Consider the following 17,345-nt stretch of genomic DNA (forward strand, 5'->3'; position numbering starts at 1 on the left):
GCCTTACCTCCCCGTGGAATCTTTCGATAAAGGATTGTAGATTTCACCTGTGATTTTAAAAGCATCTTTCCCATGAGTGAACTCATCGAGAAAGATTTCCCATGAAGGAACATTGGCAGCAGCAAGAATGAGCCGCTCCAGTTTATCTGAGGTGTCGATCGTATCGATTTCTTGTTTCACTTCTTGAGGTACAGCTCCGAAGCGCAAGGAAAGAACAGCTAGCAAATCTTCTCTGTCAACAGCCAAAATTTCTTCGGATTGGTTTTGTTCCATCGACATCCTCACCTTTTTCTTTGATTCAAACTCATAAAAGCTTGATATTCATCTTCCGTTGCCTTCCGGCATGACTCCGCCGTTTTTTCTAAAAAAGCTAACAAGGCTTTGTTTTGTTCAATGGGCACAGCCAGCTCGTCCTTCGACATCGAAAATCGAGTCTCCTGTAAATAATCGTTTCCGTATTTTACCGAAATGACGGTTTCTAACGTATTTGGGACAATCATCGCTTCTGCCTTCACATCAAAAACGTGAATCCCTTTTTGTTCCAAGCATTCGGTCAATGGCTTATAAATTTCGGGATGTTTTGCTTGTAAAGGATAGAACGCCATTACTTGGCCTCCGTCATCGCAACGAGTTGATTTTCTTCCTTGCGATTATGGTGCTGATTGACGAGCAGCAATGTTTCAAATCTTGACAATACACTTTCCGTTACGCCAGTGTCGGGCAAGAAGGTTTTGATTTCTTCAATTAAGGATCGCATCAACTGGTGCTCTTGTTTCAATTCGTTCACTTTCGTTGAAAGGGCAGGATCTCGTTCCACCCATTGTACATAAAGTCCTTTTTCCTCTTCGGCGGCATGGGCCAGCGTGCGTGTCTCCCAATGTTCAACAAGCACATAGGCAACCTCCAAAAGTCTCGTTTTGTTTTCGTCATTTTTCTTCATTTTTTTCAATAACGTTGTCAGTTCATCGGCTTCGCCGAGTGCGGCCTCGTGAATCGCACGATGCGCCGATTTTTGCTTTAATGCAGGACCGGACATATCACACGTCCTTTCTCCCTTTTTTTAAAGACAGGATTTCTTTTTCCAATCGATCGACTTTCTCGACAAGCGGCTGCAATGCTTCTTGCAACAGGATCCGGAGCCTCTCGGCCTTCTCTGTTTCCATTGGAACATCCCTCCTTCTCTGTTAAGTATAGTGTAATGAATCGATAATAAAAAGGTGTGATTTTCATCACACCTTAATGCACCTGATTATGACAATTTCGAGTCAAAACGACATAGAGGGTCATGAACTTCCTTCCGGTATTTTCAACGCCGAGCCATTCGTCGTTTTGCCCATGTAACACATCACGCCAAGCAAGCGAATGACGTTCCCCGTTTATCGTATATTCACCTTCGCCTTCAAGCACTAACAAGTATACATGCTGGTCCGGATGACGGTGAGCGGGCAGCTTTTGTCCAGGCAGAAGATTGATCAGAAAAATTGAATGGTCGTCCTGTTGGAAAAGCGTCTCCTTTTTCATGTGGTTTTTGTCAAACGTTTGCGCGTCCCGAATGTTTTTAATCATGGTCTCAACCCTTGCCGTAAAAACTTTTCAATCGTTTTAAATCGTGAATGAACATGCCGTTGCGGTCGGCCTCTAAGATTCCTTCCTTTTTCAGCTGGTTCAAGACACGGTTAATCGTTTCGCGCGTGGAACCAACCATGTTGGCGAAGTCACGATTGGTGATGGGAAGTTCGATGCTGATGCCGTTGTTCTTCGGTTTCCCGATTTCTTTCGAAAAGCGGAGCAATGCATGAACGATGCGATGGCGAACATCTTCCGAAATTAATTCTTGCACGCGTTCGGCCAACATGAAGATTTTCTGTCCCATGATTCGCATGACTTTTATGGCGATTTCAGGATTTTGCATCATCAATTGGTCGAAATCATCAATGCGGATCACGAACAATTCCGTTCGTTCAACGGTTTCGGCGGTTGCCGGATAGGGCGTTTCATCAAAAAATCCGACGTGTGGAAACATTTCGCCTTTCTGCAGCAAGTTGATGACTTGCTCGTTTCCGTTTTCATCGACTTTGAACGTTTTCACCGTTCCTTCTTGGATGAAATAAACCGCTTCTCGGGGATCTCCTTCCATAAACACATACTGTCTTTTTGGATACGTCTTTTTTTTCGTGATCGCTTCAAGCCGCTTCAAGTCCTCGTTGTTCAATTCACTGAACAAGGGCAATTCCTTTAGGATTTCTATCATGTCCGACATCGTCATCGCTCCTTTACCGACCGCTTTTCGGCGTTTCACACAATACTATTTACAAGGCGGAGTTTCTTTCGAGATTTGCTTGTAAGAGATGAGAATAGTTGTGAATCACAAGATCTGTTAAGCTTTTATTTGAAAAAATCACGATTGATTTGAATAAACTCTTGTTCCTCTTCCGGCACTTCGTCTTCCGGATAAATCGCCTCAACAGGACAAACGGCTTCACAGGCGCCGCAATCGATGCACACATCTGGATCGATATAATACATATCTTCTCCTTCGTGAATGCAATCGACGGGGCAAACTTCCACACATTCGGCGGCTTTCTCCCCGATGCACGGAGAGGTAATTACAAAAGCCATGCCTATTCTCCTCCTTCGGTCCTTCCGATCGAAACACGCCAGACTTCTGGGCCTTCCTCGAGGTATTCCCACGTAAATGTTCCCGGTCTTTCCATTTTAAATTCGTACAGAAGCGGTTTCGGGTTATGGTCGTTGATCAATTCCATCTTTTGACCGGGCTTTAATGATTCAAACGTGTTGAAAATCGCCGGGTGTTTTTCCCGGGGTTCGATTGGCCTCACATCAATTCGTGCATCAAACTCATTTGTTTCCACGAACGCAGTTCTCCTTTCATTATACCGATTCTTTCCCCCGCCTTGTACCCTGATTATAGTTAACGCCACAGATCTGTTACGTGATGTGTGTCACAAAGAAAATGACGGTTGCGTGACAATTGGCGATCTCTTCCTATTCATCGTAGGCCGTTTTTGTCGGTTTTATGAATTTCGTCTGGGTCGCTCCTGCGATGTGATTTGCCTCACATCGGAAGACGCTTAACGGACGTACAGTAAAGACAAAAGGAAAGAAAGAAGGAATCGCTATGGCCAAATTGCTTATGATTTACGCCAGTATGTCTGGAAATACGGAAGATATGGCAAAAGAGATTGAGGCCGGCATCCGCAGCAAAAAGGAATCGGTTGATGTGTTGGAAGCTTTTGAGACAGACGCTTCGGCAATGGAAGCTTACGAAGGGATTTTAATCGGCACGTATACGTGGGGCGACGGTGATCTCCCTGATGAGTTGCTCGACTTTTACGAGGATATGAAACAACTCGATTTAACCGGCAAAAAAGCTGCCGTGTTCGGTTCATTCGATTCCTCTTACGGGGACGACGGGATTGCCGTGGATCAAATGCGGGATGCTCTTCAGCGTCAAGGGGCAGAAATCGTTCAAGAGGAGTTGAAAGTGGAACTGAGTCCGACTCCTGATGACCGAGCGTTGTGCCGGGAATTTGGTGAACGGTTCGCGGAAAACTGGCACGCAGTGAAAAAACTTTGACATGGAAGTGCATCCGCTTTCTCCCGTGTTACCCGCGTCCGACGCCTGCTTCATACCGAGTTTGAAGCAGGTTTTTTTATGGCACCGCGTTTCCCGTACGTCTGCCGCTCTTTTTCACTCACAGTTTAACGATTCCCATCTTCCCAGCATGTTTTCTTTCATTCTCTTGAAGCTGCCGTCATATCTTGTCCACCCTTCGCATATTCATGTTGTACAACCTATCGCGAAGGAGAGAATCCAAATTGAACGCTTCAGCACCCTACACGGCTCCCGTAATCGAATACAAAAAGAACACGTTGTTCTTCATCCTTCCTTTCGGAATTTTGCTATTGTTGTTCGGCGCACTCGTTACCGGTCATCTCGACGACCGGCTTCAAAAGCACGCGTTTTTTGCGTCCGGAAGCGCAACGTTTGCGCATTGGAATACGGAAACATTCTTAAACAATCATTCTCTGTCGAAACTGTTTGAATTTGAATCACATAAAGCCTATGCCGCGGGTGACAACCGCTTGAAGATCAAAAATAAAAAACCGCCCGAAGTCTCGATGCGAACCGAGGAAACCGACAGCGGCAAAGCTGCGTCGGTTGTTCATTCCAGATTGCTGAAACAGAAAGCATACTTGCATGAAGCCGTCAAAGCGGAAAACGAATCGCATCAATCGTCCGTTTCCATCCCGAACGACCTTTCGGCTTATGGCGCAAAAGTGATCCCAAAGAAATTTCTGAGCGTCTATCAAAGGGCAGCGGCAAAGTACGATGTTCCATGGAATTTAATCGCCGCCGTTCATCGAGTGGAAACCAACTTCAGCAAAAATTTGCAAGTCAGCAGCGCAGGCGCCATTGGACCAACGCAATTCATGACATGCACGTGGGTCGGCTGGTCTTATTCCGGTTGCGGTGGACTCGGCGATGCAGAAATGCCGCAGCAAGTACTTACCGATCCTGACGTGATAAAAAAATACGGCGGTTATGGCGTTGACGGTGACGGCGACGGCAAAGCCGATCCGATGGATTTGCAAGACGCCATTTATTCAACCGCCAATTATTTAGCGGCCAACGGTGCCGATTCTGGGAAAATACGTCAAGCCGTGCATGCATACAACCATAGTTCTGCATACGTTCACGATGTGTTACGTTTTGCTGATCATTTTTCCGCTTGACGCCTCATATTCTTGTTTGAGCAAGCCGTACACATCATTGTCTAGCAGTTGTCCGCAGACTCTTTCGACTTGGCGCAATCGGCCCTCCAAACGGAAGCCGAGCCGTTCGGGAATAGCACAGCTTTTTACGTTTCCGGTTGCCACCCGAATTTCCACACGGTTCAAAGGCAGTTGTCCAAACAGAAAAGCGATCATCCGCTCGCACGACCGGCTCATGATCCCTTTTCCTTCATGCTCTTTATCGAGCCAATATGAAAGCTGCGCCGATCCTGCAAAAAAATTAATGTCGGTGAACCCGATCATGCCGATGATTTTTCCGTCGACGTAGATCCCGAGATGGTAGCCTTGCTCAATCGTGTCTGGATGGGTCCATTTCCGAATCAATCGAACGAGGTCCTCTTCGCTCTCGACGTGATTTGTCCATTCGATCCAACGCTGCAGTCGTTTTTTGTTTTTTTCGATCCGTTGATACAAAGCTTTTGCTTCCCGGCTGTCAATCGTTTGAATTTTGATGTTGTCGTTCACGTTCATTTCCATCATTCCGGCCGCTCCTCCAGCTTTCATTTCTCCTTTTTCCGGTGACCTTTTTCCTTGCATATATCGTATGCAACGTATTTTGTGGGTGTATGGTCGGCGGCGGGGATCGGCTGAAATTAGGTTCTCTTCCCATCGTCACGCGGGAGTTAACGGTCCGTTTTAAAGGATCCTTACAACGATATAGCCGATCACGACCGCGATCAACGCGCTGAGTAAGCTTCCAATCAAATAATATTCCGCGAATTGTTTGCTTTCGAACTGTTTGAAACGAGTCAAGGATTTCACAGCAATCAAGTAAGCAAGTCCTTGAGGCGTGCCTTGAACGATGAAAATGATAATGAGCATCCGCTCGGCCATGCCTATGTATCGCCCCATTCGTTGCGGTGAGTCGCTCAACAATTGCTCGGTTTTCGTCGTCGTGATGACATTTTCCTGTTCGCCTTTTTCATTTACCGTCGTTTTGATTTCCGTTTGCTCATTGGAAATGTTGTATTTGCCTTTTTCTAATACGGGTCCGGGGAGCATGTCCCGCAAAAGAATGCCGAGAAAATAACCCGTCCCTTTCGTAGCGATAATCACAAGGATCGCCAGCAGCAACAATTTGGTCATGTTTCCGAACTCGAGGTCGTCAAATAAAAATTGCAATAGTTTTGTTTTCGCCTGAATAAAGTTCCATTGGTAAATGCCGAGCATCCGGCCAATGACAAATAACCAGGTGATATGGGCGATCTGATCGGCAATAAACAGCAGAGCTGCGTAAAGGGGGCGCGGGAACCGCATGACAAGGGCTTCTTTCAGCCAATCGACGCCGTAATGGGATAACGAGATGAGAACGATCGCCAGCCACAAGGAAATGGAAAAGATGTTGGATTCGGAGTTGGCGGTACTCCATGCAAAAATCACTACGGCAAACGCACTGGTTAAAAAATGAGTGCCGGCATGAAAGAACAACCCGGTGTGACGCTTCCTCTTTTTCAAATCGTTCATTCGGTTCGTCTGCAAAACGAAATCCGCCGTGAAATGAGCCAACAATAAAACCATCATCCATTCAAACATGAAATCAATCCCCCTCTTTTTCTAACCGTTGCTGCCAATCTTCGAGAAGCTCGAGCAAGCTTTCCTCCATTGCACGGACAAGCTGGAAGTCCGCTCTGCTTAACAAATAGCTGACGGTCGATTTCGGGGATTTGTAGCCAAGTTGTTCACCGATTTGTTCGTAGCTCAGCTCGGGATTTTGCTGAATTCTTTCGATTACTTCGTTTTGCTTGCCCGTGCGCCGATAGCGTTTTTCAAGAATGGCGAAAATTAACGCGTTCACGGCTTGATAAGGGAAATTGCGCTGGTAGAAAAAAACGGCGCTCTCCCCCGGATCTTGAAATTGCCACGATTTAGCGTCTGGGTGTTCGTTTTTCAAATAATCGTCCCGTGCTTTAAAAGCGTGAACAACCGCAGTCCCGTTCATTGTGTGCACCGTTGCCTCCGGATGGTCCAACGTCCCGGTCCCCATCCCCACATAAAGCGCCATCCCCGTCTTACTCGCTGATCGAATCATGTTCATGCCTGCCCTATATCCGCTCGGAAAGGAACGAAGCACACCGACAATTTCATCGCCGTTGCGGACGGCAAACGGAATAAGAATGCCCGATTGGAAATCTTGATTCAATTGTTCTACGATTTTTTTTAATGAGACGGTCAACTGCCGGCTGTCAAGCTCTTTTGAACGCTTGACGTCGGCAGCAACACAAATGCACGTTTGCTGCATGTCTTCACCTTCTGCTCATGAATTTCGATCAACTGCCGCTAAGTTGATGGAAATAGATCAACTAGAGGGAAGTTGATGCTCTAACAACAACTTTAACGGATCGATAGAGAAAAAACAACACCGCCCAAGGCAATGCTGCCTAGAGCGGTGCAACGATGAAAGATTCAATGATACGAAAATTACCCCGTGAATTCCTGTGACCATATGTTGCCTTCGGAAATGTAGCCGACACCAATATGGGTATAATGCGGGTTTAAGATGTTTTCGCGATGCCCTTTGCTGTTCATCCAAGCGTTGACGACTTCTTCCGGGGATCGCTGTCCTTTCGCAATGTTCTCCCCGGCGTAATTGTAAGATATGCCGTACGCCTTCATCATGTCGAACGGAGATCCGTAAGTCGGGGAGTTGTGAGCAAAATAATGATGGACGGCCATGTCACGCGATTTGTCACGCGCCATTTTACTCAGGTCGACGTCCGTTTTCAACGGCTTCAGCCCGCGCTTTGTTCTTTCTTGGTTCGTCAAGACGATCACTTGTTGTTCGTACTTGTTCAACTGATCGTTTTGCTGTTGGTCATCCGAACCTCCTGGTGACGGCTGTGGAACTGGCTGAGGCTGCGTCGGGGACGGATCTTGTTTCGGCGATTTTCCTGGCGAAGGAATGCACTTTTCCCAATCCATGTGGCGATGCAAGTAATCTTTTACATACGTCTCCCACCATTGATTGGAAAATCCGGCATCCTTCCCGTTCGAAGAATGGTAATATTTATAAACATGAACGTTCGTTTGCCCATGATAATCCGCCGCATGTGCGGAATTCGCTTGAAACCCTGCAATGCTTAAAGCAGTTGCGAGAACGGCCGTTATTGCTATTTTTTTCAACAATTGACTGCACCTCTTTCGATAAAATTTATGAATGAATTGCGCACGCTCATCATAACATGTGATTGTTGTAATAATTTTGGCATAAATTGTTTAGTCGCATCGGTACGTGAAAAGTTTGCGGGAACGGCGGTTTTACCGTCTTTCCGAAATCATTGGCAAGCAAATGATGGATCCTAAGCCACGAATTGCATAATAAAAGGGATTGACAATCTTCATATCAAGGAAATTATGTAACTTAATGTAATAGTATTGTTACATTAAAGGGGGTTGATTGTAAGATCACAAGTCTTAGAAACACTCACACTAGTTCTAAAGAACTACGTTAATGGCAAATACATGAGTCGTATGACCCGTTTATTTGTTTTTTATCAAATTGATGAAGGAATTTTGAAACAAATCAAGAATTTTTCAATTTAACGGAAAGCCATTCGACGGGGGCTCAAAGGAGGACAGGGATTTCGGAACCGTCAATAAACGATTGGAGGGAATGGGATTGTCGGATTGGAAGAAGAAATTAGGGATTCCGGTTCTATCAGCGGGGTTGATTTTCGGTGCGTTCTCACCTTCGCTTGCCTCTGCGCAAGGGAAAGGAACAAATGATGAAAACGTATTGGCGAAAAATACGCTTGTAAGAAGTCATTTCAAAAACGGCCCATTCGATATCGGACTTGTTAATGATGAAAAACTGATGAAATCATTGATCGAACAAGGCGTGATCGATAAGAATGCGTCGACGAAAGAGCAGCGGGAAGCATTGAAAGCCTATGTCACCGAAAGGTCCGAACATGCCAAAGCCCGAGCGAACGACAGTTTGAAAGAACAGAAACAAGCGAGAAGCGACCTGCAGAAAAAAGCGGGATTGGCACAAAAAGGAACGAAAGCGGGTAAAAGCGATGTGAAACATCCGAACCAGTTTTGGAATCCTGGTCAAGATCCGGATGATCCGGATTCGATTGAACAGGAAAACTGGAACGGAACCGTAAGGCATGACAAAGTGCTCGTTTTGCTCGTCGAGTATCCGGATTATCCGCATAACCAAATTCGGCCGGAAGACGATCCGGTCCTCTTGTATGATGATTTCGACCGGACGCATTATCAAAGCATGATCTTCGGAAACAATGGCTATGTCGGGCCAGACGGGCAAAACTTGATTTCCGTCAACGAGTTTTACCATCAACAATCCGGCGGAAGCTATGATATTTCCGGAAACGTCCATGGATGGTACATGGCGGAACACAACGCTGCTTATTACGGTGGGAATGACAAGAGCGGAAACGACGCGCATCCGCGCGAACTCGTTGTTGAAGCCCTTCAAGCGGCAGCCGATGACGGTGTCAATTTAAATGAATATGATCAAGAAGATCCGTACGATCTTGACGGCGACGGCGATGTGCGCGAACCGGACGGTCTCGTCGATCATTTGATGATCATCCATTCCGGTGTTGGCGAAGAAGCCGGTGGAGGCGCTTTGGGACCGGACGCAATATGGAGTCACAGTTGGAGTTTGCCTGGACCGATTCCGATTCAAGGCACGAATGCGGACGTTCCGTATTGGGGCGGCGAAATTGCCGGCTATGATTATACGATTGAACCGGAAGACGGAGCCGCAGGCGTCTTTGCTCATGAGTACGGACACGATCTCGGCCTCCCCGACGAATACGACATTGCTTACAGCACGGGCTTCGGATCGACGGTAGGCTATTGGTCGATCATGGCGTCGGGAAGCTGGACCGGCAAAATTCCGGGAACTGAACCGAGCGGCTTTAGTGCTTACGACAAAGAATTCTTGCAGGCAGAAATGCCGAATTCGAATTGGCTTCACGACGAAGTCGTCGATTTTGCGGACTTGGCGGATTCTCAAGAATTTAAGCTGGATGAGGCAAGTGTGAAAGGGAAAAATCTAGATGCCTTGCGTGTAAATTTACCCGACAAAAAAACACAAGTCAATACGCCGGCGAGCGGAAGCTATGAATATTTCAGCGGCAGCGGAAACTATTTAGACCATTCGATGGTTGCGACGGTAGACTTGACGAATGCGAGCAACGCTGTTTTGTCGTTCAAAGCTTGGTACGATATTGAACCCGGCTGGGATTATGGTTCCGTACAAGTGAAACAAGGCGACGAGTGGGTCTCGATTCCCGGCACTATTACGACACAGGAAGATCCGCACGGGCAAAATCCGGGCTATGGAATCACTGGTTCTTCCAACGGATGGGTTGATGCGAACTTCGATTTGTCGGCATTCGCCGGTCAACAAGTCACGTTCCGGGTCAATTATTGGACGGACGGAGCCGCCGTACACCCGGGGCTTTACGTCGATGATCTTTCCGTTGCAGCCGACGGTAATGAGATCTTGCATGACGGTGCCGAATCTGTGGATTCCGCTTTTGATCTTCAAGGGTTCCAGCGGGATCAAGGCATCCGCACAACAACCCATTACTATTTACTCGAATGGCGTAACTGGGAAGCGGCTGACAGCGGTCTCGCTCACATTCGCCGCGGAGCATCGCTCATGACGTATGATCCGGGTCTCGTTGTCTGGTATGTGGATAACAAATATTCTGACAATATTGGATTCTTCCACCCTGGACACGGATTTCTCGGTGTCGTCGATGCTCATACGGATTTAGCTGTATGGAGCGATGGTTTTCTGGCATCGAATGATTACCAAGTGCAAGACGCAGCGTTTTCGATGTACAAGACCGACGAAATGTACTTGGATTACACCGATTTGTATGGGTTCTATTTATACGAACGCAGCCAGCCGAGCAAAGCGTTGTTTCATGATCACATGCAATATTATGACGACAAATATCCTTACATCGGTTTGAAACTGCCGGAGTACGGATTGAAGGTTCGCGTCATCGGTCAGAGCGATGACAACAGTGTCGGCGCGATTTCGATTAAGAAGTAAGCTTTTCCGTAAATACCCGCCCATCGGGCGGGTATTTTCAAGTTGGCCGAACCACGTACAAATAGATCGTCCATGGCGATGAGTCATTTGTAAAAGTATGAACAAGCTTTAATTTCAACTGGTTGGCGTTCGCGATTTTCACGGCGGATAAAACGTAGTCCCCTCCCATTTTTTTCAACGCTTTCGTATTGAAATCGAGGTTATCGACCGTGCGTTTCCCCCCGGTAAACATGTAATGTTTTCCGAGTTCATCGGCGAATAAATAACAACGGCTGCCCCAATTGTCGTAATAATATTTTAACGTGTGGTTTTTTTTCAGTTCGGGAGCAATGATTTTTCGGAATTGGCGTTTGTATTCAAGCGGGTAGCTGACAATGTAACCGTCCAACGTATAAAAACCATTGTACTGCGCGATGCTCGGATGCATGCCGAGGCTGACGACCCGGTAATCTGACGGTTCTTTCCCGATATACGCTTGGATCGATTCGAACAGTTCTGTCGAATAAAACTGTTTGTACGTAACGGAATCGCTTCGGCGGTATTTCCATTCCTCGCAAAAATAAAACGTAATGGCGATTTGCACCCCCATCAGTCCGAGCGCGAAAGGTCTCCCCCACTTCAAATGCTTCCAAATGAACGTCAAAGCGAGCGCAAAACAGATGTACCAAATTGGCGGCTCGAGAAATTGAAAGCGACCGAAATTGAACGTCTCGAAAATTTTCCATTGTTCCTTCAATGGTTTGATTCCCCGCCAACAATACACGCCATACCAAACCGACAACACCCCGTTAAGCATGAACAGCCAAAACAACGTTTTCACGTTGATTCGTTTCCAAAAGGCGAGCAGCAAAACGATGACGATCACCGGTAATACGATCCATTCAGTCAAGCGAATGACGTGAGTATACCCGACGATGAACACATAGGCGGCGATTCCAACGGCGTCGAACAGATCGCCGTTTCCCCTGTCGAAGGAAACACGATGTGAGACGAAATCAGGATTAATCACCATTTGATAAATGATGCGGTAATTGATGAACAAATACACGGCAGTCATGAACGCCAATGCGCCGAAGAAACGGGCGTTGAACCGTTTTGTTTGAATGAAGTCGTACAACCACAAAATACTTAAACACGCGAGAAAAAAAACAAAACTTAACACGAAACTTGAGTAAAACGGGAGAAGTGCAATGATCGCCCACTGTTGCAGCTTCCCTTTCCCTTGGCGAATGTCGAGAAATGCGTACAGCGCGAGCGGCAATCCGGCAATGGATCCACCGCCTGGCGCCCAGTATGGAAGCAATGCGTAAACGAGGGCCGTACCGTTCAAAATAAATGAAGGGGCTTCCTTTGGAAGAAAATAATGGGTCAGCAAGAGCCGCATGCCGAAAAAAGCAAGAAGTCTCAAAAACAATTGATTTAACGCATAAGCCGTAAAAGGCGGCATAAATGCAAACATCAGAACGAACAAGTTCCATTGGGTGCCTAACGAATTTCTCGGCAATCCATTCATGATGTTTGGGATGACGGCATCGACGCTGGCAAACAGCGTTCCTGTATCAGCCAATACTTTATACCAGGCAATATTGGAATCAAGGCTGTCATGAATTCTTACGTGGGCGTTTTCACCGAGAATGAAATAAGGGGATACATACAATAACAATAGTCCGATTGCCAGCCAAAATCCACGCGATTTCATGTAAGTCTCCTTTAAATTGAGCTCTTCTTCGTATAGAATAGCCAAGAAAGAAAGAATCTATCACCATGATTGGTTGTTCATGATGGAAAATGCGGAATTCCATTTTCCCGAATGCGAAGGAAAGTGGTGAAAACGATGAATCAGCTGTTGCATTGGATCGATCAGTATGGGTATACGGTGTTGTTCCTTGCCCTCTTTCTTGAATTGATCGCTCTACCGATACCGACTGAAATTTTGATGAGCTATGTCGGCTTTCTCGTATACCGCCAGGAAGCCAGCTTGTTGCTCAGCCTTTTGGCGGCTTCTTCAGGCACGTTTGCCGGCCTTTCCGCCTCTTATTGGATCGGTTTGAAATTAGGGTATCCGTTTTTCTATCGTTACGGTCGGTTGATTCATGTGGGACATGGACGGCTTGAAAAAATGTCGAGCTTGTTTCGCAGGCACGGTTTGAAATTATTGTTGGTGACGAACTTCATCCCAGGCATCCGTCATATGTCAGGTTATTTTTCAGGAATCAGCCGCGTTCCTTATCGGAAGTTCGCATTTACCACGGCTTTCGGATCGCTCATTTGGACTGCGACTTTTTTGTCTCTCGGGACGATGCTCGGTCCTCGGTATGCCAAGATCGAATCCTATGCTGCAAAATATACCATTTGGATGATCGCAGCCAGCGCCGTCATTGCAACCGGGCTTTTTTTGCTGAACAAATACCGCATTCCATTAAGAAATGCGGCCGTTCAAGGGTCGCTCGCGATCATTCGTGCCTACGGAGGTTCCGAGCGGAACTTAAAGCTTCTCATCACCGTTGCCGCGGCAGCATTCATTGGGTTTTCGTCGCTTTTTATCGGCATCATCCAAGACTTTATCGCACAAGATTTCGGAGAATTTAATTTTATCGTCAATTTGATCTTATTTTCCTTTTTCCAGCAAGACTGGTCCGGTATCATGATTGTCTTTTACAATTTGTCGTCGTGGACATCGCTCTCCTGTCTCGTCTTGTTATGCCTGAGTTGGGTTGTCGTGAAAGGCCGGCAGCGCGCGTTGGAACTTCGCTTCTTGTTTTTGCTTGTCACTGGAGGCGTTGCCTATGCTTATTTTGTCCGATATTTGCTTCAGCTTTTGTTTCATTGGTTCCGCTGGACGTTTTGGCACATAGCCTTGTTACCGGATATTCGCTTGATTCTGTCCGCCGTTGTTTACGGCTTTCTCGCGTACATTTTCATGCGCCATCTTCGCACGTATTATTTGCAATTCGCCGTCATTGCCTTTTCAATCGCCGCTTTGACGGTTATCGGGCTTGCACGCATTTACTTTCAAACGCAACTGCCGAGCGGAGTGGCGTCCGGCTATGTGTTCGGCGGCATGTGGGTTAGTTTCGTCGTCTTGCTGCTTGAAGTTTTCCGCCTGCTTCATGTCAAGGGTTCTTCTCGTGCGTGAATGTTAGCGCCCGCCAAGCAGCTACATTCGATCTGAATAGGCATCAAAGAACGGACCGCCGTACGGAGCCAACACATCGTCCACAAACTTGAGAAGTTCAGTTTTTCGTTTTTGTTCATAAAATTGATTGAGACAGTGCACAAACCTGTTCGCTACGTTTTCATCATAATGTTTCAGTGACCGGTACATCCATTTGCTTTCTCCGATCCATCTCTGTTCGGTTCTCAAGATGAACTCGTGCAGTCGCTCGGCGAGAACATTCACCGTAAACAAATCTTCCTCAGGATGCGTCGATCCCTTTAAATCATCGACGACATCGGTTATGAAATATCTTGCCTGCGTGATTTTTTGCTGTGACCATGGAACCGGCCCCTTTTCCAGCAATTCAATCGCTTTTGTTTGAATCGCCGCTGTTTCCGTATCTCGCTTGACAGGGACTGCTTCCGCAAAAAGGCGGATCAACAGCGGGACGCCGCTTTCGCGTTCCAATTCAAAAAACAAGTCGAGCGAATCGGGAGATTGAACAAACACTTCGATCGGCCATTCGGAATAAACGGCAGAAGTTCGGAAAGGTTGTACGCCGTCTTGCAACACGATGACGTCAAGGTCAGACGTTTCGGTGGCATCGCCTCTTGTGACACTTCCTCCAAGCAATGCTCCCCTCGCATTAGGAAAGTGTTCGACTACGTAATTCGCGACCGTTTCCAGCGGGTTTGTTTTCAAACGGTTCCCTCCAATCGGTTTCCCTTTTATCACTCGGTTTCAGTTTATGTGACGGCTTTGCAAAGTTTCAAAAAAACATGCCATGCTCAGAAATCTTGCAATCTCAGTTTATTCGCCTATACACACGGGGGCGGGACGACATATTGTACCATTAAACAAGAAAAAGGAGGGAATGGCTTTGTCTTACGGAGGATACGGATACGGACGCGGATTCGCGTTGATCGTTGTCTTGTTTATTTTGTTGATTATCGTCGGTGCAGCATACGTATGGTAAATCAAAAAGGGGGCTTCTCCCCCTTTTTTTTGCGGAGGAAGTTGGACAAGCTAAGTTCATACGATTGCAAAGGAGCGTTCATTCATGATTGTGAGGCTTGGCTATGTCGCTATGAGTAAAAACTTGCAAAATGCTTCCCCCTCGCAGACGATGACGTATTCGCATTTTCAAACGATTCGGGACCGCGAAGCAGCGATTAAAAAGTTGGAACGCATCGCCCGCTCCAACCTGCATAACATTCTCAGGATTTTGAAACACAATGCCGCCCATGACATTCGTTTCTTTCGAATGAGTTCTAGAATCGTACCTCTTGCCAGGCACGAGGCGTTAAAGGATTGGAACCCTTTGGTCGCAATCCAGCAACCGTTGGAAGAGATCGGAACATTCGCGAAAGACCACCACATGAGAATCGATTTTCATCCGGAACATTTTGTCCTGTTTAGTTCAAAGAAAAAAGACGTGTTGCAACGATCAATCCAATCGTTACGGTTTCACCATGATCTCTTGTCCGGGATGAACGTCAACCCCGTTCATCGAAGCGTGATCCATGTCGGGGGCAGCTACGGGGACAAAGAACGAGCGCTTGAACGATGGGTCCATAACTGGATGTACGTCCCGAGCCGGTTGCAGCAGACAGTCATGCTTGAAAACGACGATACGACTTTCCATGTCGAAGACGTGTTGTATTTATGCGAAAAGCTTAATCTGCCATGTGTGTTTGATTTGCACCACCATTCGGCCAATCCGCCCCAATCGTCAACCTTTGAAGCCATATGGGAAAGAATTGCTGGAACGTGGAAACATTCACCGCTTCCGTTAAAAATGCATGTATCGAGTCCGAAAAGCCAAGTTCGCTTTCGCGATCATGCCGACTTCATTGAAGCCGCCCCTTTCATGGATTTTTTGCGGAAAGTGAAAGGAAGCGTTTCGCAAATCGATTGCATGCTGGAAGCAAAAGCAAAGGACAATGCATTATTTCGCCTTATGGAAGACGTTCGGAGGTTTCCAGATGTGACACCCATCGACGGGGCAAGTTTTGAACTGCGATAAGTTGAAACCGTCCCCATGCTGCAGGATAATGAAAGTAAACGGTAATAAGGAGGAACAGAAATGGGATGGTTAAGCGGATGGACGGGAAATGCAGGAGAAGCCGACATTCCGGCAGTTGAATGCGAACTTGAACCGGTACTAATGGAAAATGAACGGGTGGAACAAGCGTATCAGCTCGTTCGCGATTTGATTGTATTTACTCGAAGACGCATGATTCTCGTCGACAAACAAGGAATGACCGGTAAGAAAACGGATTATCATTCCATTCCTTACCGCTCGATTTCACATTTCAGCATAGAAACGGCGGGACGATTCGATTTTGACGCCGAATTGAAAATTTGGTTGTCGCACGCACACGAGCCGATCATCAAACAATTCAAGAAGGACAAAAACGTCTATGAAATTCAAAAAACGTTGGCCGAATATACGACGTAACACGAACAACCGACGGTGTTTAAAAAGTGTCGTCGGACGTTTTCTCTCCTCGGTATACGTGTAAATCTTTCATCACCTTCGAGCTGTACGTGTAGTCGCCATAGCAATACGGGTAGCGGAAATTGTTCCGATTCCCTCCGCAATCATACAGCTCCGGATGACGATGCACTTGCAGCAATGAAAATTGCTTCGCCAGCGATTCGCTGTGTTTACCTCCATGTTCAGCGACATAATGGATGTATCCGGGTCCCATGTTGTACGCTTGAATGATCGTGGCAAAGTCTACGTGTTTTCTTTTTCCATACGCAAGTACGTGCCGAAAATGTTTAACGCCTTGGACAATGCTGCGCTTCGGATCATCAATGGCATTTGCCGGCAACCCTGCCGATTCCGAGGCTTGCATTGGATCTCCGCCGGTGCCGCCGCTTTCCTGTTCCATGACGGCCATCAAAACGGGTGTATAGTTTTCTAAACCGTATTTGGCTAAATTTTTCTTAATCAGCGGACGGTATTGTTTTACTTGATCCGAAAAGCCCTTGTAGTGAAACAAGAGATGGTGGGATCGGTTCGTTACGATTCCTCCGGTGATGAGGACGACAAACAATACAGCCATCCAAATTCTAAGCTTCGTCCTTTTTGCAGCGTCTGTTTTTGGTACCATCGACTCTCTCCGTTTCGTTCATACTCTCACAACCATTATAAGCATTACACATGCAATGCGGCCATTTTCTTGATACGAGCGGCTGAGAATGGCTAGTTAAGGCGGACGAAAAATTGTTGTCCTCACAGAAAATAAAAATCGTTTTCTCATACGGTCCATTGCAATCGTCAAGGCGTGAATAAATGCCCGTTTGCATTAATAAAATGGGTAC

22 protein-coding genes are annotated in these 17,345 nt (G+C 46.7%); 7 read left to right on the plus strand and 15 right to left on the minus strand.

Going from position 1 to position 17,345, the window contains the following annotated elements; translation table 11 throughout:
* Window positions 1–3: 3 nt before the first annotated feature.
* From VFK44_02240 to VFK44_02275, 8 genes are all read right to left on the minus strand, one after another.
* Entirely contained in the window at window positions 4–273 is a 270-nt protein-coding gene (locus VFK44_02240; protein ID HET7627183.1) for a hypothetical protein, read from the minus strand.
* 8 nt (window positions 274–281) lie between these two features.
* A complete protein-coding gene (locus VFK44_02245) occupies window positions 282–605 on the minus strand; it encodes a hypothetical protein (GenBank protein ID HET7627184.1) in 324 nt (107 codons plus the stop codon).
* The gene (locus VFK44_02250) at window positions 605–1,036 is read right to left on the minus strand and encodes a hemerythrin domain-containing protein (GenBank protein ID HET7627185.1); all 432 of its coding nucleotides are present in this window, start codon (window positions 1,034–1,036) and stop codon (window positions 605–607) included. The genes VFK44_02245 and VFK44_02250 overlap by 1 nt, the downstream gene beginning before the upstream one ends.
* Before the next feature lies 1 nt (window position 1,037).
* On the minus strand, window positions 1,038–1,163 hold the full coding sequence (locus VFK44_02255; protein HET7627186.1) for a hypothetical protein: 126 nt from the start codon (window positions 1,161–1,163) through the stop codon (window positions 1,038–1,040).
* A gap of 73 nt (window positions 1,164–1,236) precedes the next feature.
* Window positions 1,237–1,566 (minus strand): cupin domain-containing protein, encoded by a 330-nt coding sequence (locus tag VFK44_02260; protein ID HET7627187.1) that lies wholly within the window; start codon window positions 1,564–1,566, stop codon window positions 1,237–1,239.
* 4 nt (window positions 1,567–1,570) lie between these two features.
* A complete protein-coding gene (locus tag VFK44_02265) occupies window positions 1,571–2,260 on the minus strand; it encodes a Crp/Fnr family transcriptional regulator (protein ID HET7627188.1) in 690 nt (229 codons plus the stop codon).
* 125 nt (window positions 2,261–2,385) lie between these two features.
* Window positions 2,386–2,619: a ferredoxin family protein gene (locus VFK44_02270; protein ID HET7627189.1), complete on the minus strand. Its 234-nt coding sequence runs from the start codon at window positions 2,617–2,619 to the stop codon at window positions 2,386–2,388.
* 2 nt (window positions 2,620–2,621) lie between these two features.
* A complete protein-coding gene (locus tag VFK44_02275; GenBank protein ID HET7627190.1) occupies window positions 2,622–2,873 on the minus strand; it encodes a DUF2249 domain-containing protein in 252 nt (83 codons plus the stop codon).
* A 266-nt stretch (window positions 2,874–3,139) separates the two neighbouring features.
* On the opposite strand from VFK44_02275, the gene VFK44_02280 reads away from it, so the two are divergent.
* Together VFK44_02280 and VFK44_02285 are read left to right on the plus strand one after the other, a co-directional pair.
* Entirely contained in the window at window positions 3,140–3,598 is a 459-nt protein-coding gene (locus tag VFK44_02280) for a flavodoxin (GenBank protein HET7627191.1), read from the plus strand.
* A 242-nt stretch (window positions 3,599–3,840) separates the two neighbouring features.
* On the plus strand, window positions 3,841–4,758 hold the full coding sequence (locus VFK44_02285) for a lytic transglycosylase domain-containing protein (protein ID HET7627192.1): 918 nt from the start codon (window positions 3,841–3,843) through the stop codon (window positions 4,756–4,758).
* Here the strand turns inward: VFK44_02285 and VFK44_02290 are convergent.
* The 4 genes from VFK44_02290 to VFK44_02305 all read right to left on the minus strand — a co-directional run bounded on the left by VFK44_02290 (window position 4,729) and on the right by VFK44_02305 (window position 7,941).
* Window positions 4,729–5,298 (minus strand): GNAT family protein, encoded by a 570-nt coding sequence (locus VFK44_02290; GenBank protein HET7627193.1) that lies wholly within the window; start codon window positions 5,296–5,298, stop codon window positions 4,729–4,731. The two genes, VFK44_02285 and VFK44_02290, sit on opposite strands and share 30 nt — an antisense overlap.
* A 156-nt stretch (window positions 5,299–5,454) precedes the next feature.
* On the minus strand, window positions 5,455–6,351 hold the full coding sequence (locus tag VFK44_02295) for a DUF3307 domain-containing protein (protein HET7627194.1): 897 nt from the start codon (window positions 6,349–6,351) through the stop codon (window positions 5,455–5,457).
* Window positions 6,352–6,355: 4 nt separating this feature from the next.
* Window positions 6,356–7,057, minus strand: a complete 702-nt coding sequence (locus tag VFK44_02300; protein ID HET7627195.1) for a hypothetical protein — start codon at window positions 7,055–7,057, stop codon at window positions 6,356–6,358.
* A gap of 179 nt (window positions 7,058–7,236) precedes the next feature.
* A complete protein-coding gene (locus VFK44_02305; GenBank protein ID HET7627196.1) occupies window positions 7,237–7,941 on the minus strand; it encodes a CAP domain-containing protein in 705 nt (234 codons plus the stop codon).
* A gap of 493 nt (window positions 7,942–8,434) precedes the next feature.
* Between VFK44_02305 and VFK44_02310 the strand changes: the two genes are divergently transcribed.
* Window positions 8,435–10,855, plus strand: a complete 2,421-nt coding sequence (locus VFK44_02310; GenBank protein ID HET7627197.1) for an immune inhibitor A domain-containing protein — start codon at window positions 8,435–8,437, stop codon at window positions 10,853–10,855.
* A 37-nt stretch (window positions 10,856–10,892) separates the two neighbouring features.
* Here VFK44_02310 and VFK44_02315 read toward each other — a convergent pair whose 3' ends face one another.
* On the minus strand, window positions 10,893–12,554 hold the full coding sequence (locus VFK44_02315; GenBank protein HET7627198.1) for a DUF6044 family protein: 1,662 nt from the start codon (window positions 12,552–12,554) through the stop codon (window positions 10,893–10,895).
* A gap of 135 nt (window positions 12,555–12,689) precedes the next feature.
* Here VFK44_02315 and VFK44_02320 point away from each other — a divergent pair, with 135 nt between their 5' ends.
* The gene (locus VFK44_02320; GenBank protein ID HET7627199.1) at window positions 12,690–13,991 is read left to right on the plus strand and encodes a VTT domain-containing protein; all 1,302 of its coding nucleotides are present in this window, start codon (window positions 12,690–12,692) and stop codon (window positions 13,989–13,991) included.
* A gap of 21 nt (window positions 13,992–14,012) precedes the next feature.
* On the opposite strand, the gene VFK44_02325 is transcribed toward VFK44_02320, so the two are convergent.
* On the minus strand, window positions 14,013–14,714 hold the full coding sequence (locus VFK44_02325) for a nucleotidyltransferase domain-containing protein (GenBank protein ID HET7627200.1): 702 nt from the start codon (window positions 14,712–14,714) through the stop codon (window positions 14,013–14,015).
* 178 nt (window positions 14,715–14,892) lie between these two features.
* On the opposite strand from VFK44_02325, the gene VFK44_02330 reads away from it, so the two are divergent.
* The 3 genes from VFK44_02330 (at window position 14,893) to VFK44_02340 (ending at window position 16,473) form a co-directional block, all read left to right on the plus strand.
* Entirely contained in the window at window positions 14,893–14,988 is a 96-nt protein-coding gene (locus VFK44_02330; GenBank protein HET7627201.1) for a YjcZ family sporulation protein, read from the plus strand.
* 84 nt (window positions 14,989–15,072) lie between these two features.
* Window positions 15,073–16,038, plus strand: coding sequence for a UV DNA damage repair endonuclease UvsE (gene uvsE / locus VFK44_02335; GenBank protein ID HET7627202.1), 966 nt, complete (start codon window positions 15,073–15,075; stop codon window positions 16,036–16,038).
* Window positions 16,039–16,098: 60 nt separating this feature from the next.
* Window positions 16,099–16,473, plus strand: a complete 375-nt coding sequence (locus tag VFK44_02340) for a PH domain-containing protein (protein ID HET7627203.1) — start codon at window positions 16,099–16,101, stop codon at window positions 16,471–16,473.
* A gap of 19 nt (window positions 16,474–16,492) precedes the next feature.
* On the opposite strand, the gene VFK44_02345 is transcribed toward VFK44_02340, so the two are convergent.
* Window positions 16,493–17,134 (minus strand): lysozyme family protein, encoded by a 642-nt coding sequence (locus tag VFK44_02345; protein ID HET7627204.1) that lies wholly within the window; start codon window positions 17,132–17,134, stop codon window positions 16,493–16,495.
* Window positions 17,135–17,345 lie beyond the last annotated feature (211 nt).

It is taken from the genome of Bacillales bacterium, from assembly GCA_035700025.1.
Lineage (GTDB): Bacteria > Bacillota > Bacilli > Bacillales > DASSOY01 > DASSOY01.

What these genes read in the sequence shown, in the direction of transcription:
- VFK44_02240 (HET7627183.1), bottom strand. Translation starts at nt 273, where the DNA reads ATGGAACAAAACCAATCCGAAGAAATTTTGGCTGTTGACAGAGAAGAT.
- VFK44_02245 (HET7627184.1), bottom strand. Translation starts at nt 605, where the DNA reads ATGGCGTTCTATCCTTTACAAGCAAAACATCCCGAAATTTATAAGCCA.
- VFK44_02250 (HET7627185.1), bottom strand. Translation starts at nt 1,036, where the DNA reads ATGTCCGGTCCTGCATTAAAGCAAAAATCGGCGCATCGTGCGATTCAC.
- VFK44_02255 (HET7627186.1), bottom strand. Translation starts at nt 1,163, where the DNA reads ATGGAAACAGAGAAGGCCGAGAGGCTCCGGATCCTGTTGCAAGAAGCA.
- VFK44_02260 (HET7627187.1), bottom strand. Translation starts at nt 1,566, where the DNA reads ATGATTAAAAACATTCGGGACGCGCAAACGTTTGACAAAAACCACATG.
- VFK44_02265 (HET7627188.1), bottom strand. Translation starts at nt 2,260, where the DNA reads ATGTCGGACATGATAGAAATCCTAAAGGAATTGCCCTTGTTCAGTGAA.
- VFK44_02270 (HET7627189.1), bottom strand. Translation starts at nt 2,619, where the DNA reads ATGGCTTTTGTAATTACCTCTCCGTGCATCGGGGAGAAAGCCGCCGAA.
- VFK44_02280 (HET7627191.1), top strand. Translation starts at nt 3,140, where the DNA reads ATGGCCAAATTGCTTATGATTTACGCCAGTATGTCTGGAAATACGGAA.
- VFK44_02290 (HET7627193.1), bottom strand. Translation starts at nt 5,298, where the DNA reads ATGATGGAAATGAACGTGAACGACAACATCAAAATTCAAACGATTGAC.
- VFK44_02295 (HET7627194.1), bottom strand. Translation starts at nt 6,351, where the DNA reads ATGTTTGAATGGATGATGGTTTTATTGTTGGCTCATTTCACGGCGGAT.
- VFK44_02300 (HET7627195.1), bottom strand. Translation starts at nt 7,057, where the DNA reads ATGCAGCAAACGTGCATTTGTGTTGCTGCCGACGTCAAGCGTTCAAAA.
- VFK44_02315 (HET7627198.1), bottom strand. Translation starts at nt 12,554, where the DNA reads ATGAAATCGCGTGGATTTTGGCTGGCAATCGGACTATTGTTATTGTAT.
- VFK44_02320 (HET7627199.1), top strand. Translation starts at nt 12,690, where the DNA reads ATGAATCAGCTGTTGCATTGGATCGATCAGTATGGGTATACGGTGTTG.
- uvsE (HET7627202.1), top strand. Translation starts at nt 15,073, where the DNA reads ATGATTGTGAGGCTTGGCTATGTCGCTATGAGTAAAAACTTGCAAAAT.
- VFK44_02340 (HET7627203.1), top strand. Translation starts at nt 16,099, where the DNA reads ATGGGATGGTTAAGCGGATGGACGGGAAATGCAGGAGAAGCCGACATT.
- VFK44_02345 (HET7627204.1), bottom strand. Translation starts at nt 17,134, where the DNA reads ATGGTACCAAAAACAGACGCTGCAAAAAGGACGAAGCTTAGAATTTGG.